Annotated in this window: 16 protein-coding genes and 1 pseudogene; 6 read left to right on the top strand and 11 right to left on the bottom strand. The window is 63.2% G+C overall.

Annotated elements, in window-relative coordinates:
- Positions 1-10 precede the first annotated feature (10 nt).
- Both rocD and ddaH read right to left on the bottom strand, forming a co-directional pair.
- On the bottom strand, positions 11-1,231 hold the full coding sequence (gene rocD, locus AB0O81_RS09865; RefSeq protein WP_363583735.1) for an ornithine--oxo-acid transaminase: 1,221 nt from the start codon (positions 1,229-1,231) through the stop codon (positions 11-13).
- Between the two features lie 11 nt (positions 1,232-1,242).
- The gene (gene ddaH / locus AB0O81_RS09860; protein WP_363583733.1) at positions 1,243-2,118 is read right to left on the bottom strand and encodes a dimethylargininase; all 876 of its coding nucleotides are present in this window, start codon (positions 2,116-2,118) and stop codon (positions 1,243-1,245) included.
- A gap of 265 nt (positions 2,119-2,383) precedes the next feature.
- Here ddaH and AB0O81_RS09855 point away from each other — a divergent pair, with 265 nt between their 5' ends.
- From AB0O81_RS09855 to AB0O81_RS09840, 4 genes are read left to right on the top strand one after another with little or no spacing between them, the layout of a single operon-like run.
- On the top strand, positions 2,384-3,301 hold the full coding sequence (locus AB0O81_RS09855; RefSeq protein WP_363583731.1) for a hypothetical protein: 918 nt from the start codon (positions 2,384-2,386) through the stop codon (positions 3,299-3,301).
- Positions 3,298-4,488 (top strand): acylneuraminate cytidylyltransferase, encoded by a 1,191-nt coding sequence (locus tag AB0O81_RS09850; protein WP_363583729.1) that lies wholly within the window; start codon positions 3,298-3,300, stop codon positions 4,486-4,488. The genes AB0O81_RS09855 and AB0O81_RS09850 overlap by 4 nt, the downstream gene beginning before the upstream one ends.
- A complete protein-coding gene (locus AB0O81_RS09845; RefSeq protein ID WP_363583727.1) occupies positions 4,485-5,357 on the top strand; it encodes an N-acetylneuraminate synthase family protein in 873 nt (290 codons plus the stop codon). Before AB0O81_RS09850 ends, AB0O81_RS09845 begins: the two co-directional genes overlap by 4 nt.
- Positions 5,354-6,709 (top strand): DUF6716 putative glycosyltransferase, encoded by a 1,356-nt coding sequence (locus AB0O81_RS09840; protein WP_363583725.1) that lies wholly within the window; start codon positions 5,354-5,356, stop codon positions 6,707-6,709. Before AB0O81_RS09845 ends, AB0O81_RS09840 begins: the two co-directional genes overlap by 4 nt.
- On the opposite strand, the gene AB0O81_RS09835 is transcribed toward AB0O81_RS09840, so the two are convergent.
- The 5 genes from AB0O81_RS09835 to AB0O81_RS09815 are packed head-to-tail and all read right to left on the bottom strand — an operon-like array spanning position 6,710 to position 12,896.
- Positions 6,710-7,711, bottom strand: a complete 1,002-nt coding sequence (locus AB0O81_RS09835) for an NAD(P)-dependent alcohol dehydrogenase (protein WP_363583723.1) — start codon at positions 7,709-7,711, stop codon at positions 6,710-6,712. It abuts the gene before it with no gap.
- Positions 7,708-7,932 carry a helix-turn-helix transcriptional regulator gene (locus tag AB0O81_RS09830; RefSeq protein WP_363583721.1) on the bottom strand — a complete coding sequence of 75 codons (225 nt, stop codon included), beginning with the start codon at positions 7,930-7,932 and terminating at the stop codon, positions 7,708-7,710. The genes AB0O81_RS09835 and AB0O81_RS09830 overlap by 4 nt, the downstream gene beginning before the upstream one ends.
- Positions 7,932-8,399 (bottom strand): hypothetical protein, encoded by a 468-nt coding sequence (locus tag AB0O81_RS09825; RefSeq protein WP_363583719.1) that lies wholly within the window; start codon positions 8,397-8,399, stop codon positions 7,932-7,934. Before AB0O81_RS09825 ends, AB0O81_RS09830 begins: the two co-directional genes overlap by 1 nt.
- Positions 8,400-8,459: 60 nt before the next feature.
- Positions 8,460-12,278 (bottom strand): proline dehydrogenase family protein, encoded by a 3,819-nt coding sequence (locus AB0O81_RS09820; protein WP_363583717.1) that lies wholly within the window; start codon positions 12,276-12,278, stop codon positions 8,460-8,462.
- Positions 12,279-12,335: 57 nt separating this feature from the next.
- Complete coding sequence (locus AB0O81_RS09815) at positions 12,336-12,896, bottom strand: acyl-CoA thioesterase (RefSeq protein ID WP_363583715.1); 561 nt, start codon at positions 12,894-12,896, stop codon at positions 12,336-12,338.
- 185 nt (positions 12,897-13,081) lie between these two features.
- Between AB0O81_RS09815 and AB0O81_RS09810 the strand changes: the two genes are divergently transcribed.
- A complete protein-coding gene (locus tag AB0O81_RS09810; protein ID WP_363583713.1) occupies positions 13,082-13,588 on the top strand; it encodes a GNAT family N-acetyltransferase in 507 nt (168 codons plus the stop codon).
- A gap of 7 nt (positions 13,589-13,595) precedes the next feature.
- Positions 13,596-14,405 (top strand): coenzyme F420-0:L-glutamate ligase, encoded by an 810-nt coding sequence (gene cofE / locus AB0O81_RS09805; protein ID WP_363583711.1) that lies wholly within the window; start codon positions 13,596-13,598, stop codon positions 14,403-14,405.
- Between the two features lie 62 nt (positions 14,406-14,467).
- Here cofE and AB0O81_RS09800 read toward each other — a convergent pair whose 3' ends face one another.
- From AB0O81_RS09800 to AB0O81_RS09785, 4 genes and pseudogenes are all read right to left on the bottom strand, one after another.
- The gene (locus tag AB0O81_RS09800) at positions 14,468-16,159 is read right to left on the bottom strand and encodes a cytochrome b/b6 domain-containing protein (RefSeq protein WP_363583709.1); all 1,692 of its coding nucleotides are present in this window, start codon (positions 16,157-16,159) and stop codon (positions 14,468-14,470) included.
- Between the two features lie 6 nt (positions 16,160-16,165).
- Positions 16,166-17,134 carry an electron transfer flavoprotein subunit alpha/FixB family protein gene (locus AB0O81_RS09795; protein ID WP_363583707.1) on the bottom strand — a complete coding sequence of 323 codons (969 nt, stop codon included), beginning with the start codon at positions 17,132-17,134 and terminating at the stop codon, positions 16,166-16,168.
- Between the two features lie 9 nt (positions 17,135-17,143).
- Entirely contained in the window at positions 17,144-17,920 is a 777-nt protein-coding gene (locus AB0O81_RS09790) for an electron transfer flavoprotein subunit beta/FixA family protein (RefSeq protein ID WP_363583705.1), read from the bottom strand.
- A gap of 105 nt (positions 17,921-18,025) precedes the next feature.
- Positions 18,026-18,803: pseudogene (locus tag AB0O81_RS09785) on the bottom strand (enoyl-CoA hydratase).
- Positions 18,804-18,841: the final 38 nt, after the last annotated feature.

Here is an 18,841-nt window from a genome sequence, read left to right as displayed (position 1 = left end):
CCACAGTCGATCAGCCGGCGAGCACGACTCGCAACTGCTCGATGGCCCAGTCGATCTCGGTCGCGCGAATCACCAGCGGCGGCGCGATGCGAATCGTCTGGCCGTGCGTGTCTTTCACCAGCACGCCGCGAGCAAGAAGCTTCTCAGCGATCTCGCGACCGGTACCCAGCGACGGGTCAATGTCAATGCCCGCCCACAGACCAGCCACTCGAACCTCGGTGACTCCGTCGCCGAGCAGGGTGTTCAGGCCAGCCTCGAGATGCTCACCGAGTGCGTTCGCGCGGGCCTGGAACTCACCCGACTCAAGCATCTCGACCACGCGCAACCCGACCGCCGCCGCAAGCGGATTTCCGCCGAACGTTGACCCATGCTCACCTGGCTGGATCACTCCGAGCACATCCCGGTTCGCGACAACGGCCGAGAGCGGAACAATGCCGCCGCCCAGCGCCTTGCCGAGCAGATACATGTCAGGAACGACCTGCTCGCGATCGCACGCGAAGGTGGTTCCGACCCGGCCGAGTCCGGCCTGAATTTCATCCGCGATCATCAGCACACCGCGACGGGTACAGATCTCGCGCACCGCACGAAGGTAGCCCTCCGGAGGAATGACTACCCCCGCTTCACCCTGAATAGGCTCGATAAGCACCGCAGCGGTGTTGTCGTCGATGGCGGCGTCAATCGCGGCAGCATCGCCGAATGGCACCTGCACGAAGCCCGGCGCGAACGGACCGAAGTCGTCGCGCGCGCTCGCGTCATCACTGAATCCAACGATCGTGGTGGTGCGCCCGTGAAAGTTTCCGTGTGCGACGACGACTGTCGCAGCATCCGGCGTGATGCCTTTGATCCGATAGCCCCAGGCGCGCGCGACCTTGATGCCCGACTCGACGGCCTCCGCACCGGTGTTCATCGGCAGCACCAGGTCTTTGCCGCACAGCGCGGCGAGCGCTTGCGCGAAGATGCCGAGCTTGTCATTGTGAAAAGCACGGCTGGTGAGCGTCAGACGGTTCAGCTGCTCTTGCGCCACCGCAAGAATCGCAGGATGCCCATGGCCGAAGTTCAACGCCGAATATGCCGACAGCAGGTCCAGGTAACGCTTGCCTTCGATGTCAGTAACCCACGAACCTTCACCGCGCGAAACGACAACCTCGAGGGGGTTGTAGTTGTGGGCGAGATGAGTTTCTGCGGTATCGATCACGCGAAGAGCTTCGGTGTGAAATGAGGGAGTCGTCATGGGATTTCCGTTCAGCGTCGCAGTTCCAGGGTGCAGCACTTGATGCCTCCTCCACCCAGCAGGAGTTCTGAGAGATCGACGAGCACCGGGTTGTAGCCGCGCTCGCGAAGTTGCTTCTCAAAGCCCTTCGCGCGAGGCGAGATGATGACGTTGAGACCATCGCTCGACGAGTTGAGCCCAAAAACCGCGCCGTCTTCGTCTGACACCTTGATCGCATCGGGAAAACGCTCAGCGAGAATTCGCTGGCCTTCGGCATCGAATGCACCGGGCAAATAGGCGATGTTTGCCTTCGCTGCGCCGTTGGCCCCTTCAACCGGGTCGAGCACCGAGATGGCGGTGTCGAGGTGATAGAAACGCGGATCGACCAGGTTGAGCGAGATGACCTCTTTGCCGAAAACTCGACCCAGCTCGCTGTGGCTGTCACCGGTCGAACGGAAGCCGGTTCCGGCAAGAATGACGTCACCGACGAGCAGGAAATCACCCTCGCCCTCGTTCACCTCAACCGGGTCGGCGACGGTGAACCCGTTGGCGGCAAACCACTCCATGAAGGCCGGTCCTTCGGGCTGGCGCTCAGTGAAGCGGAACTTGGCCCCGTACGCGACACCGTCGATGATGAACCCACCGTTAGCGGTGTAGACCATGTCGGGCAACGACTCGATGGGGTCGATCAGGTGCACATCATGACCAAGAGCAACGTAGGTGTCATGCAGCTGCTGCCACTGGCTGACGGCGAGCGCAGTGTCGGTCGGGTTGGACGGTTCCATCCACGGGTTGATCGAGTACGTGACGGTGAAGTGCTCGGGGCGGCACATCAGGTACGTGCGGCGCTGTTGGACTCGAGGGGTGGTTTCGACAGCCGGTGCTGACGCGGGGTTCTGCGTGGACATAGTGCTCCTTGCGAAGGGGCGGCGGACGCTGTCCTGGGGCCCGACGGCCTTCGGCTCTTTGCACTCAGTCACAAGGCAAAAGCGAAGGGAACGATTCGGGCACGCCGCATTCATTCTGCCACGTGAAGTTGCGCGGGCTTGAAACAGACAGTGTGCAGGGCATTCGAGATGACACCCGGCAGTTCACTGTCTCGTTGCCCATCAGTCACCTCATTGGTTCCCCCGCGCCATTGTGATCACGCATCGTCGAGAGACCGGAGGAAAAATGGATCGCAACGCAGTGTTGGCGTGGGTAGAGTCGCCCCTGCAGCTCATCGGAGCCGCAGAGTGGGGCGCCGCTCACCGTCGTGCAGTGCCGGTTGCTGGTCGCCTGACGGCACAAATGCCCGAAACGGCCGACGAGCTTCTCGCTCGTCGTGCCTGGTTCGGCCGAATGGATCCATACCTCGGCATTCCGTGGAAATTGCTGTCACAGCACGGGCACTGGCTCATCGGCGATGGCTTCTCGGGACAGTTTCGACTCGCTGCGGCAGTGCTACGGCCGCGACAGATCACGTTTCTCGATGATGGGTCCAACACCATACCGCTCGTCGAGAGTCTTGTTGGCTCACGCCCGTATGCGCGCCCCGGGATCGAAGAACGCGGGCTCACTACTCGGCTACGTCCGTTCGCTCTCGAGAACGTGAGACGAGCGGCGCGGGCCCGCAACGCCACTGTGTACAGCGCTTTTGATCTTGGGGTTGAACGCGAAGATGCGCTCGCCAACTTGGGCTTTTCCGTTCACCATCACTCGTTTGAGTGGACACGCTCGAGCGCGCAGGGTGTCGCGGTGAAGCCTCGGGCACGGCGCATAGTGCTCGGAAGCGCGCGCCCGGTCGACGGACGGATGCCCATTGAGCATTACACCCGCTGGGTTGCGCACATCGCCGCGGCGGGCGCGGTGGAGTACTTCCCCCACCGCCGCGAGACACCCAGTCAGCTCGAAGCGGTGCGGGCAATCGCGGGCGTGGCAGTTGTGCAGACCTCGCTGCCCATCGAACTCATTCTGGCCGGTCATCCGACGCCCGTCGATGTGTTCAGTCAGCCGTCGACGACGACCACCACATTGCCGCTGGTTCTTCGCGGCACCGGATCACGAGTGCACAAGAGTGCCCCGAGTCCAGAGATTGGCATCAGCACGTGAGCGAGACAGTCGCCATCATTCCGGCACGCGGCGGATCGAAAGGCATCGAACGAAAGAACCTCCGTCGGGTGGGCGGCATTCCCCTCGTCGCACGAGCGATTCTTGCCGCGCAACGATGCGCAGAGATCAACCGCGTCGTCGTGACCACCGATAGCGAAGAGATTGCCGCGGTGGCTAGGGAATGGCGCGCCGACGTGGTGATGCGGCCCGCCGACATCGCCGGCGACGAAGCATCGTCTGAGAGCGCACTGCTGCACGCGCTCACCGAACTTGAGGCCCGCGGCATCGGAGTGCAGCTGCTGGCCTTCTTGCAGGCCACTTCGCCGTTCATTGATTCGACGGCTTTGACCGAGGCCGTGCGGGTGGTGAGCTCGCGCCGGCGCGACGTCGCTTTTTCTGCTGTCCAGACTTTCTCGTTCATGTGGCGCCGCGGTGACGGTGGGTGCGCAGTCACCGAAGGCCACGACGTCGACAAGCGACCTCGGCGGCAGGATCGAGAACCCCACTACCGCGAGACCGGAGCGTTCTACGTCATGCGTGCACGCGCGTTCCGCGCTGTCGGTCACCGGTTCTTTGGAAGCATCGGCATCATCGAGGTGCCCGAACAGACCGCCATCGAAATCGACACCCTTGCTGAGCTCGAGATGGCATGCCTGCTCGCCCCGCGGATCGACACGAACGAAGCGATGGATGTCGATGCGCTGGTCACCGATTTCGACGGTGTGCACACCGATGACACCGTGGTGATCAACGACCGCGGCGAAGAGTCGGTGCGCGTGAGTCGCTCCGACGGGATGGGCGTTGCTCTCTTGCGGCGCGCGAATGTTCCGGTGTTGATCCTGTCTGCAGAGACGAACCCGGTGGTGTCAGCCCGCGCGGCCAAGCTTCAGATCGAGGTGCATCAGGGACTCGACGACAAGGTGTCAGCACTGCGCTCTTGGGCAGCGTCGACCGGAGTTGAACTGTCTCGCGTCGCGTACCTCGGAAATGACGTGAACGATCTCGGCTGCCTCGAGATCGTCGGCTGGCCCGTTGCCGTACGCGATGCCCACCCGGCGGTGTTGTCAGCAGCGCGCGTCATTCTCGCAAGCGCTGGTGGATCCGGCGCGGTACGTGAACTTGCTGATCTCACATTGAAAGCGCGCGATGGGTCAGCATCCGCCTACAGCGAAAGGTCCACCTCGTGACTGTCACCATTGGAAATCGTGTGGTCGGGAGCGATCGCCCGGTCTATGTCATTGCCGAAATCGGCCTCAACCACAACGGCGATGTGGATATCGCGAAACAGCTCATCGATGTCGCCGCGAACGCGGGCGCCGACGCCGTGAAGTTTCAAAAGCGCACCCCGGAGCTCGCAACCCCCGAGCACATGCGAAGCATTCAGCGGGAGACACCGTGGGGAACGATGTCGTACCTCGACTATCGTCGCCGCGTCGAGTTTGGCCGCGATGAGTACATCGAGATCTCGGACTACGCGATGCTGCGCGGCCTCGAGTGGTTCGCTTCTCCCTGGGACGAACCGAGCGTCGCCTTTCTTGAAGATTTGGGCGTCGCCGTGCACAAAGTGGCTTCGGCCAGCCTCACCGACCATGGGCTGTTGAACGCACTGCGAGACACCGGCAAGACGGTGATCCTATCGACGGGAATGTCGACGGCTGATGAGATCGACGCCGCCGTCGATGTGCTCGGAACCGGTCGTCTGCTCCTCATGCACGCCACCTCTACCTATCCGATGGAGCCGAACGAGGCGAACCTGCGCATGATTCCGGCTTTGCACGCTCGATTCCCCGGCGTTCCGGTGGGCTATTCGGGCCACGAGCGCGGCCTGCAGATTTCCGTGGCAGCGGTGGCACTGGGGGCTGTCGCAGTCGAGCGCCATATCACTCTGGATCGCACGATGTGGGGATCGGACCACGCAGCATCGCTTGAACCGACCGGCCTCGAGCACCTGGTGCGCGACATTCGTGTCATTGAAGAAGCACTGGGTGACGGCGTGAAGCGGGTTTATCCCGGCGAACCCGCCCCAATGGCAAAGCTTCGCCGCGTTCCCGCGTGACAGCGGTGACGGCGGTGACGGCCGTGACGGCGCAGGGAGCCGGTCGCCATACGCTGCGCATTGTCGGCGTCGGCGATACCGATTCGTACGTGAAGTGGGGTGCGGCGCTGCTGGGCTGCGCACCCGCGCAGTGGTCGAGCAGATTCGTGGTGCTCGAAACCCCACTTGCGGTGAGTGCCGAGCAGCAAGGCGCCGCGCTTGCGGGAAGCGGCCTGCCTGCCCTTGCGGTGTCTCGCCTCACCCTCGACGAGTTTCAAGAGCAGCTCACAGCTGATCCCCCCGATGCCGTGCTCGTAGCGGCGCGTGGCCCCCTCGCCCGAGTCATCGCACGATTGGTCGCGCACATCGAACCGCGTCCGGTGATCGTGACGGGGCTTCCCGGCATCTCTATCCCTGCGACGCGAAAAGCGCTTCTGTTTCGTGCGCAATGCGATCTGTTCGTGTTGCACTCCCATCGCGAGATCGCCAGCTTCACTCACGTGGCGACCTCCCAACGCTTCGAGCCCAGGTTCGCTCTCGCTTCGTTGCCGTTCGCTGTGCGGGCTCGAGTTGATGACACGACGAGCTCACGCGGGACAGATCTGGTTTTTGCCGCCCAAGCAATCGTTCCGCTCGAGCGAGAGGATCGTCTTGAAGTCGCCGCACTTCTCATCCGCGCGGCAAAAGCGAACCCTGCGCGGCGGGTGGTGCTCAAGCTGCGCGCCGCGCAGGGCGAACACCAGACCCACTCGGAATCCATGCCGCTTACTGACCTGATCGACGAGTTGGGTGGGCCGCCCGAGAACTTGGTCACCTCAACTGAACCTATGCGTCGCGCTCTGGCCACGGCAGAAGGGCTGGTGACCATCAGTTCAACCTCGGCAATCGAGGCGATCGCACTCGGGGTGCCGGTGATCGCGCTTGATTCGTTTGGCGTCGCGCCCGAGCTCATCAACGAAGTCTTCGAGGAGAGCGGGCTGTACGGCAGCGATGATGACGTCGTGCACCGGCGCTTTCATCAGCCGAACAAGCTCTGGACTCGCGAGAACTACCTCCATGACGCCCGAGATGACGACTGGGGCATCCGCGTGCTCGAACTCGTCGCCTTGCGGCACCAGGGCGTGCTGGAACCGCGAGCGCCGCTGCGCCGACGAGGCGGCGTCATTCGGGATGCGTGGGAGCGCAAGCTCGCACTTGGCAGGTTCGACAAGTCTGTTGCTGGCTCGCTCGCCATGGTGATCGGTGTGCCGCTGCGGGCTGTGGTGCGCGCCGGCCAACGGGCGCGGCGGGCGATGGCACCGCCGGTATCGGCCGAGTCGCAGAACTGCGAAACTCCCGATGCCAAGAGTCGCCCGAGTGCGGCGTCGCGCTAGTCAACCCGCGACGGTCACGACGGTCTTGCCGACGGTATGACCGTTGTCGGCATGCGCCAGCGCGGCATCCACCTCTTCGAACGACCACACTCGCTCAATCGGCGGCGCGAGCGAACCTGCCACCGCGAGCGCAACCAAGCTGTTCAAGGTGTCTTGGTTGGCTACCGCTGCGAGAGGAAGGAGCTTGCGTTTTGATCCCACCGAAAGGATGGATGCTGCGGCCAACCGCGCGAGCGGCCCCACCAAGCGCCCGCCCTCGCCCGACACCAGCACTACTTTGCCGCCGTCACGCACGAGACGTTGAAGCGCACGCAATTTTGTCGTGCCCGCGATGTCAATAACCACGTCGAACTCCGCCTCGCCGAGCTCGGTGGCACCGGGTTGCACCTTCTTGTAGTCGAAGGTGGTGGTTGCGCCAAGGGATTCCACCAGAGGGCGATTGCGCTCGCCGCAAAGCGCCCACACTTCGGCGCCGCGCTGCGCGGACAGTTGCACTGCGAAGGTCCCCACGCCTCCCGACGCTCCGATCACCAGCACTCGCTGCCCCGCGCTCACGCCGGCACGATCGAGAGCCTGCCACGCGGTGCCACCAGCGAGCGGCAGCGCCGCCGCGACGATGACGTCGAGCTCGGCCGGACGGTGCACGAGTCGTGAGGCGGGCGACACGGCATACTCGGCGAACGCCCCGCCGGGGGCTTCGCCGACCACCTCATCACCGACGCTGAACTGGGTCACTCGCTCACCGACTGCCACGACGGTGGCGGCAGCATCCATTCCTCGCACCGGCTCTTTAGGACGACGAAATCCGAACGCGGCGCGCAAAATCAGAGGCTCACCGCGCATGACATAGATGTCGCCTGCGTTCAGCGACGTGGCATGAATGCGAAGCAGCACTTCGTCGCGACCTACGTTCGGCACGTCTACTTGGGCTCGGGTCACCACACCGGGGCCACCGTACTGCTGTTGACACCATGCCGACATCGTCGTGGGTAGCGAGTTCATGATTCCTTCGTCTCCGGGTAATGAAACAGATCGTCGAGTCCCACACCGAACATGCGCGAGATCTGAAATGCCAGCTCGAGCGTCGGTGAGTATTTGCCCTGCTCAATCGCGATCAGAGTTTGGCGCGTCACGCCTATCTGGCGCGCCAGGTCTGCCTGGGTCATGCTCGATTGCTCGCGAAGTGCGCGAATGGAATTGGTGACCTTGGTGGGCTTGACCATCAGGCGAGTCCCCGACGGTACGCAATGACTTGAGCGACCCCGCCCACGAAGGCCGAGAGGGCGAAGCCGAAGAACATGGTGTTGGCAATCCAAAACCAATCAGCTTCAAACGCGCTCAGCACGATGACTCCGAGGCCCGCGATGACCATGAATGCTTGGCCAACTCTGCCGCCCATGTGCGCAATGTCACGATCACGCGGGTCGGATTTGCCGACACCGTCTGGGTCGCGCATTCCGGCGAACATGCCCCAGAGAATGCTGACGAAAATGGATGCTGCGATGCTCGCACCGATCGTCCATGCCATGATCGGCCACCAGTTGACCTCGACGAGCGGACCGCCAGCAGCTTGTTGAAAGACGACGACCACATAGGCCGTCATAGCGATGGCAGTGACGGCGAGTCCTGCCCAGACGTTGCGCTCTTCGTAGACCACGAGTGACTCCAAAATGTCAGGAATGTTTGACATCAAAAAAGTAGCAGGGCGCGATGCGTCGTGTCAAGAATACTTGACACGACGCAAATTTGCTCAGATCACGTCTGCCGACCAGTCATCGGGATTGCCGAAGCGGTGCGCCGTGATGGTGATCGATTGCTCCCGCAGGAAAGTAAGAAGCTCAAGGCGTCCTGCCGTGGTGACCTCGTTGTCGTAGATCGCGAGATCTGGGTCACCTTCGATCGCGGCCGCCAATGCACGCCGCAATACCGAGACGGTCTCTCGAGCCCCGACAAGGCGCACCCGCGATGGGCGCGGCGCCATACCGCTCGATGCATTGGCGTCGCCGCTCGGCTTGGCGATCATCCGCTCAAGCCACTGCTGCTCGGTTTCCACGAAAACGATGACCTCCTCATCGCTGAGCGCTCGGCGCACCGCCGCCGGCAGACCTACCGGCGCACTGATCGTCAGCCTTGTGCCAGCGCGGATCCCCGCCAGCGCAATGCGCAGCAACGCCTGCCACGATGCGTCCGCCGTGGCGCGCACATCGACGTCATGAACCGGCCGGTAGCGAAAGAGGTTGCGCTCAACGCCCAGGTTGGAGACGTCTTTCACTCGACCGAACTCGCGATCCCAGGCGATCGCATCAGACAGAGCGGCGCGACGCAGCCATTCGAATGCCTCGTAGTCGAGCGTCGCCTGAGCGGCTTCGATCACCGAAGTGATGCGAGAGTCCAGCCCGCGCAAGTGGAGGGTTGCCGACGTCGCCGCGCCCGACGTCGCCCGCCATGACCCCAGACCGAGGAGATAGTTGGGGCCGCCAGCTTTCGCACCCGCGCCGACCGAAGAACGTTTCCACCCGCCGAATGGTTGGCGTTGCACGATCGCTCCCGTGATGCCCCGGTTGACGTAGAGGTTGCCGGCTTCAACCTCTCTCAACCACATCGCAAGATCTTCAGGGTCTTGGGTGTACAGGCCCGCTGTCAGTCCGTAGTCCACGGCGTTCTGCAGTTCGAGCGCCCGGGTCAGCGACGATACGCGCATGATGCCGAGCACCGGACCAAAGAACTCCTCCATGTGAAAGCGCGAACCCGGTCGCACACCGGTGCGAATGCCCGGAGACCAGACCCGACCCTGGTAGTCGCCCGCGGTGTCATCCATCGGCAATTCTCGCGGCTCGACAAGCCACTTCTCCCCTGCGCCGAGAGTGGTCAGCGCCCACTTGAGCTTGCCCCGCGGCGGTTCCACAAGCGGCCCCACTTCGGTGCGAGGATCGGACGGCACCCCGATGCGAAGCGAATTCGTGGCGTCGACCAGCTGTCGCGCAAATCTTTTGGAGCGGCCAACGGAACCGACCACAATCGCCAATGAGGCAGCGGAGCACTTCTGCCCCGCGTGGCCAAAAGCGCTCTTGACCACATCGGAAACAGCGAGATCTATGTCTGCGCTGGGCATGATGATCATCGCATTCTTGCCGCTGGTCTCTGCGAGCAGAGGCAAATCGGGCCGCCAGGAGCGGAAGAGCGCGGCGGTCTCCCACCCTCCAGTGAGAATGACTCGATCAACATCTGGATGCGACAGCAACTGCTTGCCGAGCGAATCTTCGTCCAGGTCCACAAGTGCCAGCACATCCCGCGGCACCCCCGCTTCCCACAGCGCTTCGGCGACAACAGCAGCACAGCGCCGTGCTTGCGGCGCTGGTTTGAAGACGACGCCAGACCCGGCGGCGAGTGACGCGAGCACACCGCCGGCGGGAATTGCGATCGGAAAGTTCCACGGCGGGGTGACAACCGTGAGCCGGTCAGGCACGAACACTGCGCCGCCCATGCTGTCGAGCTCGCGAGCATTCGCCGCATAGTAGCGAGCGAAGTCAACAGCCTCGCTGATCTCGACGTCTGCTTCGGCAAGCACCTTGCCGGTTTCAGACGCGGCCACTTCGATGAGCTCGGCACGGCGGCTCTCAAGCGCGCTTGCGGCGGCGAGCAGAACGGTGCCGCGATCGGCGGCGGGAAGCGAACCCCACTGCGCCGCTGCTTCTTTCACGTGCGCCACGATCTGTTCAAGTTGCTCAGCTTCTGCGACGTGCGCGGCGGCGATCGTCGCGTCTCCGGCAGCGGAGTCACTGATTCGCGCCACGATCTCGCGACCCCAGGCGCGGTTTGCCGGCAGTGCAGGATCGGTGTCGGCGGTATTGACGAAGCCAGGCGCGCCCGCTGCCGCCTGGTTTCCCTGACGCGAGGCGAACACCGCAGTTTCGACGAAACTGTCTGCACCAAAGCGCTGTTCGGCGGCGAGCGGAACAACGGGCACGGTTTCATCAGGGTCTAAGGCTGCAGATCGTGCAATGCCGAGCACCGCCTGTGTCAGGCCTGCATCGACAGCCCGCTCGCGATCACCCTCGGAGTCAAGGGCGAGCGTCTCGCGAAAGAGGCGCGGGCTGTCGCCCTTCGGGCCTTCAGCGTGATGCGAAGCGCTGGCGCGAGTCTGCGCGCGGCGCGCTCCGATTGGGAGGCTGTCATCATTCTGACGAGCCACTGAGGCGACAAACCGGTCGCGCTCGCGATCGAACAGTGACGGGTCATCGGCCAGGTCGAACGCCGCCGAGAGAAAATTGTCGCTTGAAGCGTTCTCTTCGAGGCGCCGAACGAGGTAGCTGATTGCGACATCGAACTCGTCGGGCTTCACGACCGGCACATACAGTCGCACTGCTCCGACGTCACGTGAGATCGCAGCGACCTGCCCCTGCGCCATGCCGAGCAGCATTTCGAACTCGACGCCTTCTCGCACTTGCCGTTCACCGGCGAGCAACCAGGCATATGCGATGTCAAACAGGTTATGTCCCGCCACACCGAGCCGCACCGCGTAGGTGTTTTCAGGCCGCAGGGCAAAGTCGAGGCAGCGCACATAGTTCGCGTCGGTGTCGAGCTTCGAGTCGAAGGTAACCAACGGCCAGCCATGGAGAGCAGCATCCACTCGCTCCATAGCGAGATTTGCGCCCTTCACCAGTCGCACCTTGATACGTGCTCCGCCCGCGTCGACACGCGCGCGTGCCCAATCAGTGAGCGAGGCAAGGGCTGGCTGGGCGTCGGGCAGATATGCCTGCAAGACGATGCCGGCTTCCATCGCCTTAAGCCTCGGATGAGCAAGCAGCCTGGTGAAAACAGCGACGGTCAGGTCGAGGTCGCGGTACTCCTCCATATCGAGATTGATGAAGGTGCCGTTATCGGCTGCGGTGAGATACAGCGGCAGCAGCCGCTCAATGACGGTGCTGACGACCTCGTCGAACGCCCACATCGATACATGGCTCACGATGGCTGAGACCTTCACCGAGACGTAGTCGACATCATCCCGGCGAATGAGCTCGTGAATTCCATCGAGCCGCCGTTTCGCTTCGGACTCGCCCAGCACCGCTTCGCCCAGCAAGTTCAAGTTGACTGTCGCCCCTGACTCGCGGATTCGCACGAGGGCAGGACCCAGCTTCTCGGGCCGCGCGTCAACGATGAGATGTCCAACCATCTCGCGCAGCACCCGCCGCGCGATCGGTACTGTCGGGCTGGCGATCACCGGTGCGACTGCCCCGCCAGCCCGAACAGCGCCGCGCAGGTACCACGGCAAGAAGTCGGGCACCAGAGGTGCGATGCGGTTCAATTGGGATGCTGCCGCGAAATGCGACTCCGGACGCATCACCCCATCGACGAATCCCAGCGTGAAGGGCAGACCTTTAGGGTCTTTCAACACCCCGGCGAGCCGCTGCGCTGCAAGATCGACATCGGCGGTTGCCGCTTCATCAACCCATCGGCGCGCGAGAGTGACAGCGCTATGAACAAGGTCGTCCGCCGGCACTAACGTATCGGCACCTTCGTGGCCATGTTCGGGCCGATCAGGGTGTTGCCGATCAGGATCATTCGCCATGTCGACAGCCTACGTCCGCCACCACGTGGCGCGCGGGTCATCACAGCGAGCGTTTCGTCAGTTCCAAACGCTCGGTGCCGCGGCGCGCGTCGACGGGAGCGCCGAGGCCTTGGCCCACTCGATCATCCACGGCTCAAGTGGCGGCAGAGTGTCGGGCCGGTGCAACGCATCGAACAACTCCTCGTGGGGCACGAGGCCGCCCGAGCGACGCAAGAATCGTGCGCGCACGATCATCTCTGCGTAGATTTCACCCTTCACCACCGCGCGGTGCACCATGTAGACGGACTTCTCATCATGGGCAAGCAGTCGCGTCTCGACGGTGAAGCGCTGCCACAGTTGGAGGGACTTGCGGAACGTGATGGTCTCGCTGGCGACCACCGCGTACCAGTTGTGCGAGTTCACGACGTCCCACACGCCGGTGCGAATGAGCAGGTCGAAGCGACCGAGGTCGAAGAGCGACGCATAGCGGCCGTTGTTCATATGCCGCAGCAGGTCGATGTCGGTGGGCATGACACGCAAGCTGACGCGTCCCACGGTGGTGGGATCCAGCGGACCACGACGACGCAGCAACGTCTTCGCTCGCAGGATGGTCAGCATTGTTCGCCACATCACATTCACGAGGAGCGATCGTAGTGATGCTTGCCCGAATTCGCGATTCGGTTGTGGGGTTTCGACAGTGTCGACGGCAAACGGCGGCACTCCCTGTCGGTGCAACCGTCGCCGTAAGGCCGACTCTTTTACACGATATTCACGCGGTATCCACTCGATTTCTCGTCTTGCCCGCCCCGGCGTAGAGTCTGGCCATGGAAGCTGAAACGCAGACCGACATCGTCGTCCGTCCTGTGCGGGACGTCGACGCTGAAGCACTCGGACGGGTGCACGCAACGTGCTGGCACGAGACCTACGACCACCTCATCAGTAAGGCAGCGCTTGAGGCCGTATCGCCGAAGCGCCTCGCAGAACTCTGGACACACTGGGCGGTTCAGGGCCCTGATTTCAAAATGGTTGCCGCCCTTGCTGACGGCGAGATTGTGGGCTTCGCGGGCTCCGGTCCCGCACGCGACAAGGATGCTCCTCGATTCCGAGAGCTTTACTTCATCTACCTGCTAGACGAGTACCACGGCACGGGCACCGGCAAGAAACTCTTTGATGCTGTTGCCGAGGGGGACGAAGAAATGTATCTGTGGGTCGCTGAAGACAACCCGCGTGCCCATACCTTCTATACCCGCAACGGCTTCACGCTTGATGGCGCGAGCCACACCGAACCGTTCCTCGGAGAGACGCTGACCGAAGTTCGCTTCGTTCGCTGATTCGTAGATGCTGCAGGTTTGGGCGCTCGCTGGCCTGCCCGAAGTTGAGCCCGGTGACGATCTCGCTGCGATGATCGGTGACGCCATTGGCGCAGTAGCCGGGTCGGGGGACGTCACCGGCTCTGGTTCGATTCCCGACGGTGAATCGCTCGAAACCGGTGACATCATCGTGATCACTTCCAAGATCGTCTCGAAGGCCGAGGGCCGCTTTGTTGTTGCCGCCGATCGCGAAGATGCCATCACGGCAGAGACGGTCAGGCTCGTTGCCTGGCGCACCGGACCGGCTGGCACCACGCGCATCGTTGAGAACAAGCTTGGTATCGTGTCAGCCGCCGCAGGAGTAGACGCGTCCAACACCCCCGAGGGCACAATCCTGCTGCTGCCGGTCGACCCCGATGCGTCAGCGCGAGCGATCGCCCAGCAGTTGCGCGAGCGGTTTGGTGTCACGGTCGGAGTGTTGATCACCGACACGCTCGGGCGAGCCTGGCGCGACGGGCAGACCGATCACGCGATCGGAGCGGCCGGAGTGCACGTGTTTGAAGACCTTCGCGGTCACACGGATGCCGAAGGACGCCCTCTCATGGTCACGAAGCCTTGCGTCGCCGACGAGATCGCCGCGGCGGCGGAACTCGTCAAAGGCAAGACGTCAGCACTCCCCGTCGCCATCGTTCGTGGGCGAAGCGACCTGGTCGGCGAACTCGATCTGCCCGGGGCCCGATCAATCGTGCGTCCCGCCGAGTTGGATATGTTTCGCAGAGGTGCGGACGAAGCATACGCCGACGGCTATGCCGCGGCTGTGGCAGAGCGCAACAACTAGCGCCCGCCAGTCGCCTCGAACAGCACCTCGCGTCCTCAGCGGTGCTCGATGACAGCGCGCCTCTAGCGACCGCTGACCTTGCCGAACACGCGTGCGATCGGCGCGAGCGCCAGTGGGCGTGCCGCGACCCATGCTGCCGCAATGACGACGAGCGATGCGACGAAGAGCCAGAAGCCGAGCCAGTTGTCTGCGTATGCGTTCGGATCGACCGAACCCTGCGCGGCGTACATGTGGTTCAGGTTGCGTAGTGCCCCTGTTGAGAGCACAAGGGCGACGTGCACGAAGATGAACGCGACGAAGTAGAGCATTACCGGGAAGTGCACGGCGCGCGCCCACTCGATCGGGTACGCCTTGTTGAGGCTTTTCGCGTCTGCGGGCCATAGCTTCGACATCCGCGCGCCCGAGATTGCTGCCAGTGGAGCTGCGATGAAAATCGTTGCAAAATAGGCAATCTGCTGCAGGCTGTTGTAGTTGACCCAGCCGTTCTCCGTCGGCCAGTCCAGTGACACGTACTGCAGTGCCGCAGACAGAGCGTTGGGGAACACTTCCCAGCTGGTGGGAATGACGCGCATCCACTGCCCAGAGACGAACAGCAGCACGATGAAAATCGCGCCGTTGACGAGCCACAGAATATCGAGCGACTGATGGAACCAAAGTGTGAGAGAGATCTTGCCCTTGGCGTTGTTTCTCGGCGTCCAAAACGCGCTCGGGCGTTTCTCGGTGCGAACGGTAAGACCCGATCGAATGATCAGCACCATCAAGAACACGTTGAAGAAGTGCTGCCAGCCAAGCCACGCAGGGAAGCCGACCGGTGCCCCTTCGGGCAGGTGGTACTCACCGGGGTAGGCCGCCATGAAGCTCTGCATGCCCTCAAGGCTCAGCAGCCATCGGACGGCGAATACGGCCATCGCTGCGGCGAACAGCAGCGCGAAGCCGCCGACGATGACCGAACCGGCCCACTGCATCTTGGTGAAAGGTCCGAAGCGCTCCGCCTCGGGCTTCGACGCGGAGCGCGTGCGGGCGTAGCGCCCTTCCCACACTGTGCGCGTGAAAGGGAGAGGAGCAGCGAGGTCATACCCCGTTGCGGTGCGCGGTTGCGTGGCAACAGGGACTTCTGCGTCGCCCGTCTGGGGGCCGGATGCAGCGATAACCTCATCGTCACGCGGCGCAGCAGCTGCGTCGGCGACTTCAGCCGCAGGCGCGGGCGCGGAGGGCGCAAAGCCTGCGGGTGGCCAGGGCTCGCCTCCAGCAACACGCGGCAAGCCTCGGCGAATCGCGGCGCCGGCCGTTGATGCGGGAACGGTAGCGGCAACGGGTGCGGACGGCTGTGCGGAAACGGGCGCCTCAGTGGCAGCAGGCGGAGGATCGACCACGGCGGCATCCGCAGGTGAACTGGGCACTGCCGACTCTGACGAAGTGCCGGGCGCCGTGGACACAAGGGAAGCGGGAGGCCAAGGTTCGCCGCCCGGCGTGCGGGGCAGGCCACGACGGACGCTGACGCTCGCAGTCGTTGCTGCTGTGCCAACCCCCGCAACAGCCGATGTGGCCGCGGGCACATCGGGCGACGTCGCGGGAAGCGAAGGGGCTTCGTGTGCCACGCTCGCCACGGGAGCTGCGGGTGCGTCAGCTGCGGCCTTCGGCGCCACGTGCTCGGCGACCTCGGCTGCCGCGGGCGCGTCAGCCGCGGCAGGCCATGGTTCGCCGCCCGCCACGCGCGGCAGTCCTCGCCGCAACTCTTGACCGTACGTCGCCATGCGCCGCTACGCCTTCTTCGCGTTGAGCGCGTCGATCAGCTGCGGCACGACAGTGAACAGATCGCCCACCACGCCGAAGTCAGCGATCTCGAAGATCGGTGCGTCGCCATCCTTGTTGATCGCAACAATCGTCTTCGCCGTCTGCATACCGGCCTTGTGCTGAATTGCTCCAGAGATCCCGAGCGCCACGTACAGCTGCGGCGAGACCGAAACACCGGTCTGACCAACCTGCGCGGCGTAGGGCACGTAGCCGGCATCGACCGCAGCGCGCGAAGCGCCGACAGCAGCGCCGAGTGCGTCAGCGAGTTGCTCGACGAGTTCGAACTTGTCACCCGAACCGAGACCACGTCCACCAGACACAACCTTGACCGCACCACGCAACTCGGGACGAGTCGACGACACCACGGCTTCTTCAACGTTACTCACCGACGCAACCCGTCGGCCCGAAGCAGCCACCTCAAGCTTCTGCACATCCGCGTCAGAAACCGCCGCTGCGCGAGCATCGACAGCTCCCTGACGAATCGTGATCACGGGAGCGCCCCACGTGACAGCCGACTCAACGTTGTACGCACCGCCATACACGGAGTGATGTGCAACCACACCGATCTCATCACGTGAGACGCCGACCGCGTCAACCGCGATACCCGAACGTGTGCGCGCCGCAAAGCGGCCGGCTGCCTCGCGACCCTCAATCGAGTGCGACACCAACACGGCATCAGGCTTCACCACGTCAGCAGCCGCCGCCAGCGCATCGGCGACCGGAACGGTCAGCCCCTCGCCCGGCGCGGCAACAAGAACCGCGGCGGCACCGAGCTCAGCCGCCGCAGTAGCAACACCGTCAGCATCCGACACGACCAGCGCGACCGGAGTTCCTACCGAGGCCGCCGCGCCCAATAGGCCTGCTGCAGACTTGGCGAGTTCCCCCGAGGGCGTCACATCGAGCAAAACAAGAATTGAATCTTCAGCGAAAGTCATGGCATCCACCTATGCAAGCCGGTTCTGAATGAGGAACTCCGCGAGCTGTGTGCCCGCATCGCCCTCGTCGACAATCTTCACGCCAGCTTCACGCGGCGGCTTCTCACTGACAGCGGTCAAGATCGACCGTGAGGCCCCGGGATCATTCGCGTCAAAATCCAAATCTGCAAGCGACAACGTCTCAAACGGCTTCTTCTTCGCCGCCATGATGCCCTTGAAGTTCGGGAATCGTGCGTCAGGAAGCGCCTCTGTGATCGAAATCACTGCGGGAAAGTCTGCGCTCAGCTGCGCGGTCGCACCATCGCCGGCACGCTCACCCGTCACCGAACCCTCGGCGATCTGAACCGAACTCAAATACGTCGCGTTCGGCACATCGAGCAACTCAGCGATCATCGCCGGCAACACACCACCCGAACCATCCGTCGACTGGTTGCCCGCAATCACCAGATCAAATCCTGTCCGCGTCAACGCGGCCGCCAGCACCTCAGCAGTGAGCCCCAAATCGGCACCCAACAACGCCTCATCGACAACCTGCACCGCCGAGCCCGCACCCATCGCCAGGCTCTTGCGCACCGTCGCAACCGATGCCTCAGAAGTCATCGACAAAACCACAACTTCAGTGCCCGAATTCGCGTCGGCATAGCTCAACGCCACCTCAAGGGCACGCTCGCCGATCTCATCGATGACCCGCTCACTCGCCTCGCGATCGGCAATGCCGGTCTCAAGGTTGAGCTTGCGATCACCATACGTATCCGGGACTTCTTTGACCAAGACGACAATCTTCATGGCGCTCCGCTTCCGTTCGTCCTGTCGATACTAACCGCGCAGCAATTCCCGATCGAAACGCGTTGTTACTTCAGGTCATGAACCTGCCCCTCGGGGCCGCTTCCGTTATGCGTTTCCGAAATCAGGAGCTCGTTTTTCGCGAAACGCAGCCATTCCTTCCTTCTGATCAGCGGTATCAAACAGCGCCGCGAACGTGTGACGCTCGAAGCGCAGCCCTTCCGCAAGACTCGTCTCCATGGCCGCGTCTAGCGCGGCTTTCGCCGCGTACACCGAGGGCAGAGACTTGGCCGCGATCGTATCGGCGACCTTCCCTGACTCTTCGAGAAGGTCGGATGCAGCCACGACGCGTGACACCAGACCCGAACGCTCTGCCTCTTCAGCATCCATCATTCGTCCCGTGAGAATGATGTCCGCCGCCTTCGCGTAGCCCACCGCACGAAGAAGTCGCTGCGTGCCCCCCCATGCCGGGGATGACCCCGAGGTTGATCTCCGGCTGCCCGAACTTCGCAGTGTCTGCCGCGATGATGATGTCGCACATCATTGCGAGCTCACATCCGCCGCCCAGCGCGTAGCCCGACACCGCCGCAATCACCGGCGTGCGCACAGCCGCGAACTTCGCCCACGCTCCGAAGTGATCCTCCATGATCATGGTGAGACCAGACTTCGATTCCATCTCTTTGATGTCGGCGCCGGCTGCGAACGCGCGCTCAGACCCGGTGACGACAATCGCACCGATAGCGGGGTTCATGTCGAAGGTCGTAGCCGCATGAACGACGTCGTGCATCAACTGCGTATTCAGCGCGTTGAGAGCTTCAGGGCGGTTGAGGGTGATCCACCCGACGCGTCCGCGGGTCTCGGTGAGAATGGTTTCGTAGCTCGTCATTCCTTGATCTTGCCTCTCCTTGATCCAATTCACCAGGA

It is taken from the genome of Microbacterium sp. NPDC076911 (assembly GCF_040687125.1).
GTDB lineage: Bacteria > Actinomycetota > Actinomycetes > Actinomycetales > Microbacteriaceae > Microbacterium.
The sequence above is the reverse complement of the archived record's forward strand: the minus strand, read 5'-3'. Positions and strand labels throughout refer to the sequence as shown.

What these genes read in the sequence shown, in the direction of transcription:
- rocD (WP_363583735.1), bottom strand. Translation starts at nt 1,231, where the DNA reads ATGACGACTCCCTCATTTCACACCGAAGCTCTTCGCGTGATCGATACC.
- ddaH (WP_363583733.1), bottom strand. Translation starts at nt 2,118, where the DNA reads ATGTCCACGCAGAACCCCGCGTCAGCACCGGCTGTCGAAACCACCCCT.
- AB0O81_RS09855 (WP_363583731.1), top strand. Translation starts at nt 2,384, where the DNA reads ATGGATCGCAACGCAGTGTTGGCGTGGGTAGAGTCGCCCCTGCAGCTC.
- AB0O81_RS09835 (WP_363583723.1), bottom strand. Translation starts at nt 7,711, where the DNA reads ATGAACTCGCTACCCACGACGATGTCGGCATGGTGTCAACAGCAGTAC.
- AB0O81_RS09830 (WP_363583721.1), bottom strand. Translation starts at nt 7,932, where the DNA reads ATGGTCAAGCCCACCAAGGTCACCAATTCCATTCGCGCACTTCGCGAG.
- AB0O81_RS09825 (WP_363583719.1), bottom strand. Translation starts at nt 8,399, where the DNA reads ATGTCAAACATTCCTGACATTTTGGAGTCACTCGTGGTCTACGAAGAG.
- AB0O81_RS09820 (WP_363583717.1), bottom strand. Translation starts at nt 12,278, where the DNA reads ATGGCGAATGATCCTGATCGGCAACACCCTGATCGGCCCGAACATGGC.
- AB0O81_RS09810 (WP_363583713.1), top strand. Translation starts at nt 13,082, where the DNA reads ATGGAAGCTGAAACGCAGACCGACATCGTCGTCCGTCCTGTGCGGGAC.
- cofE (WP_363583711.1), top strand. Translation starts at nt 13,596, where the DNA reads ATGCTGCAGGTTTGGGCGCTCGCTGGCCTGCCCGAAGTTGAGCCCGGT.
- AB0O81_RS09800 (WP_363583709.1), bottom strand. Translation starts at nt 16,159, where the DNA reads ATGGCGACGTACGGTCAAGAGTTGCGGCGAGGACTGCCGCGCGTGGCG.
- AB0O81_RS09795 (WP_363583707.1), bottom strand. Translation starts at nt 17,134, where the DNA reads ATGACTTTCGCTGAAGATTCAATTCTTGTTTTGCTCGATGTGACGCCC.
- AB0O81_RS09790 (WP_363583705.1), bottom strand. Translation starts at nt 17,920, where the DNA reads ATGAAGATTGTCGTCTTGGTCAAAGAAGTCCCGGATACGTATGGTGAT.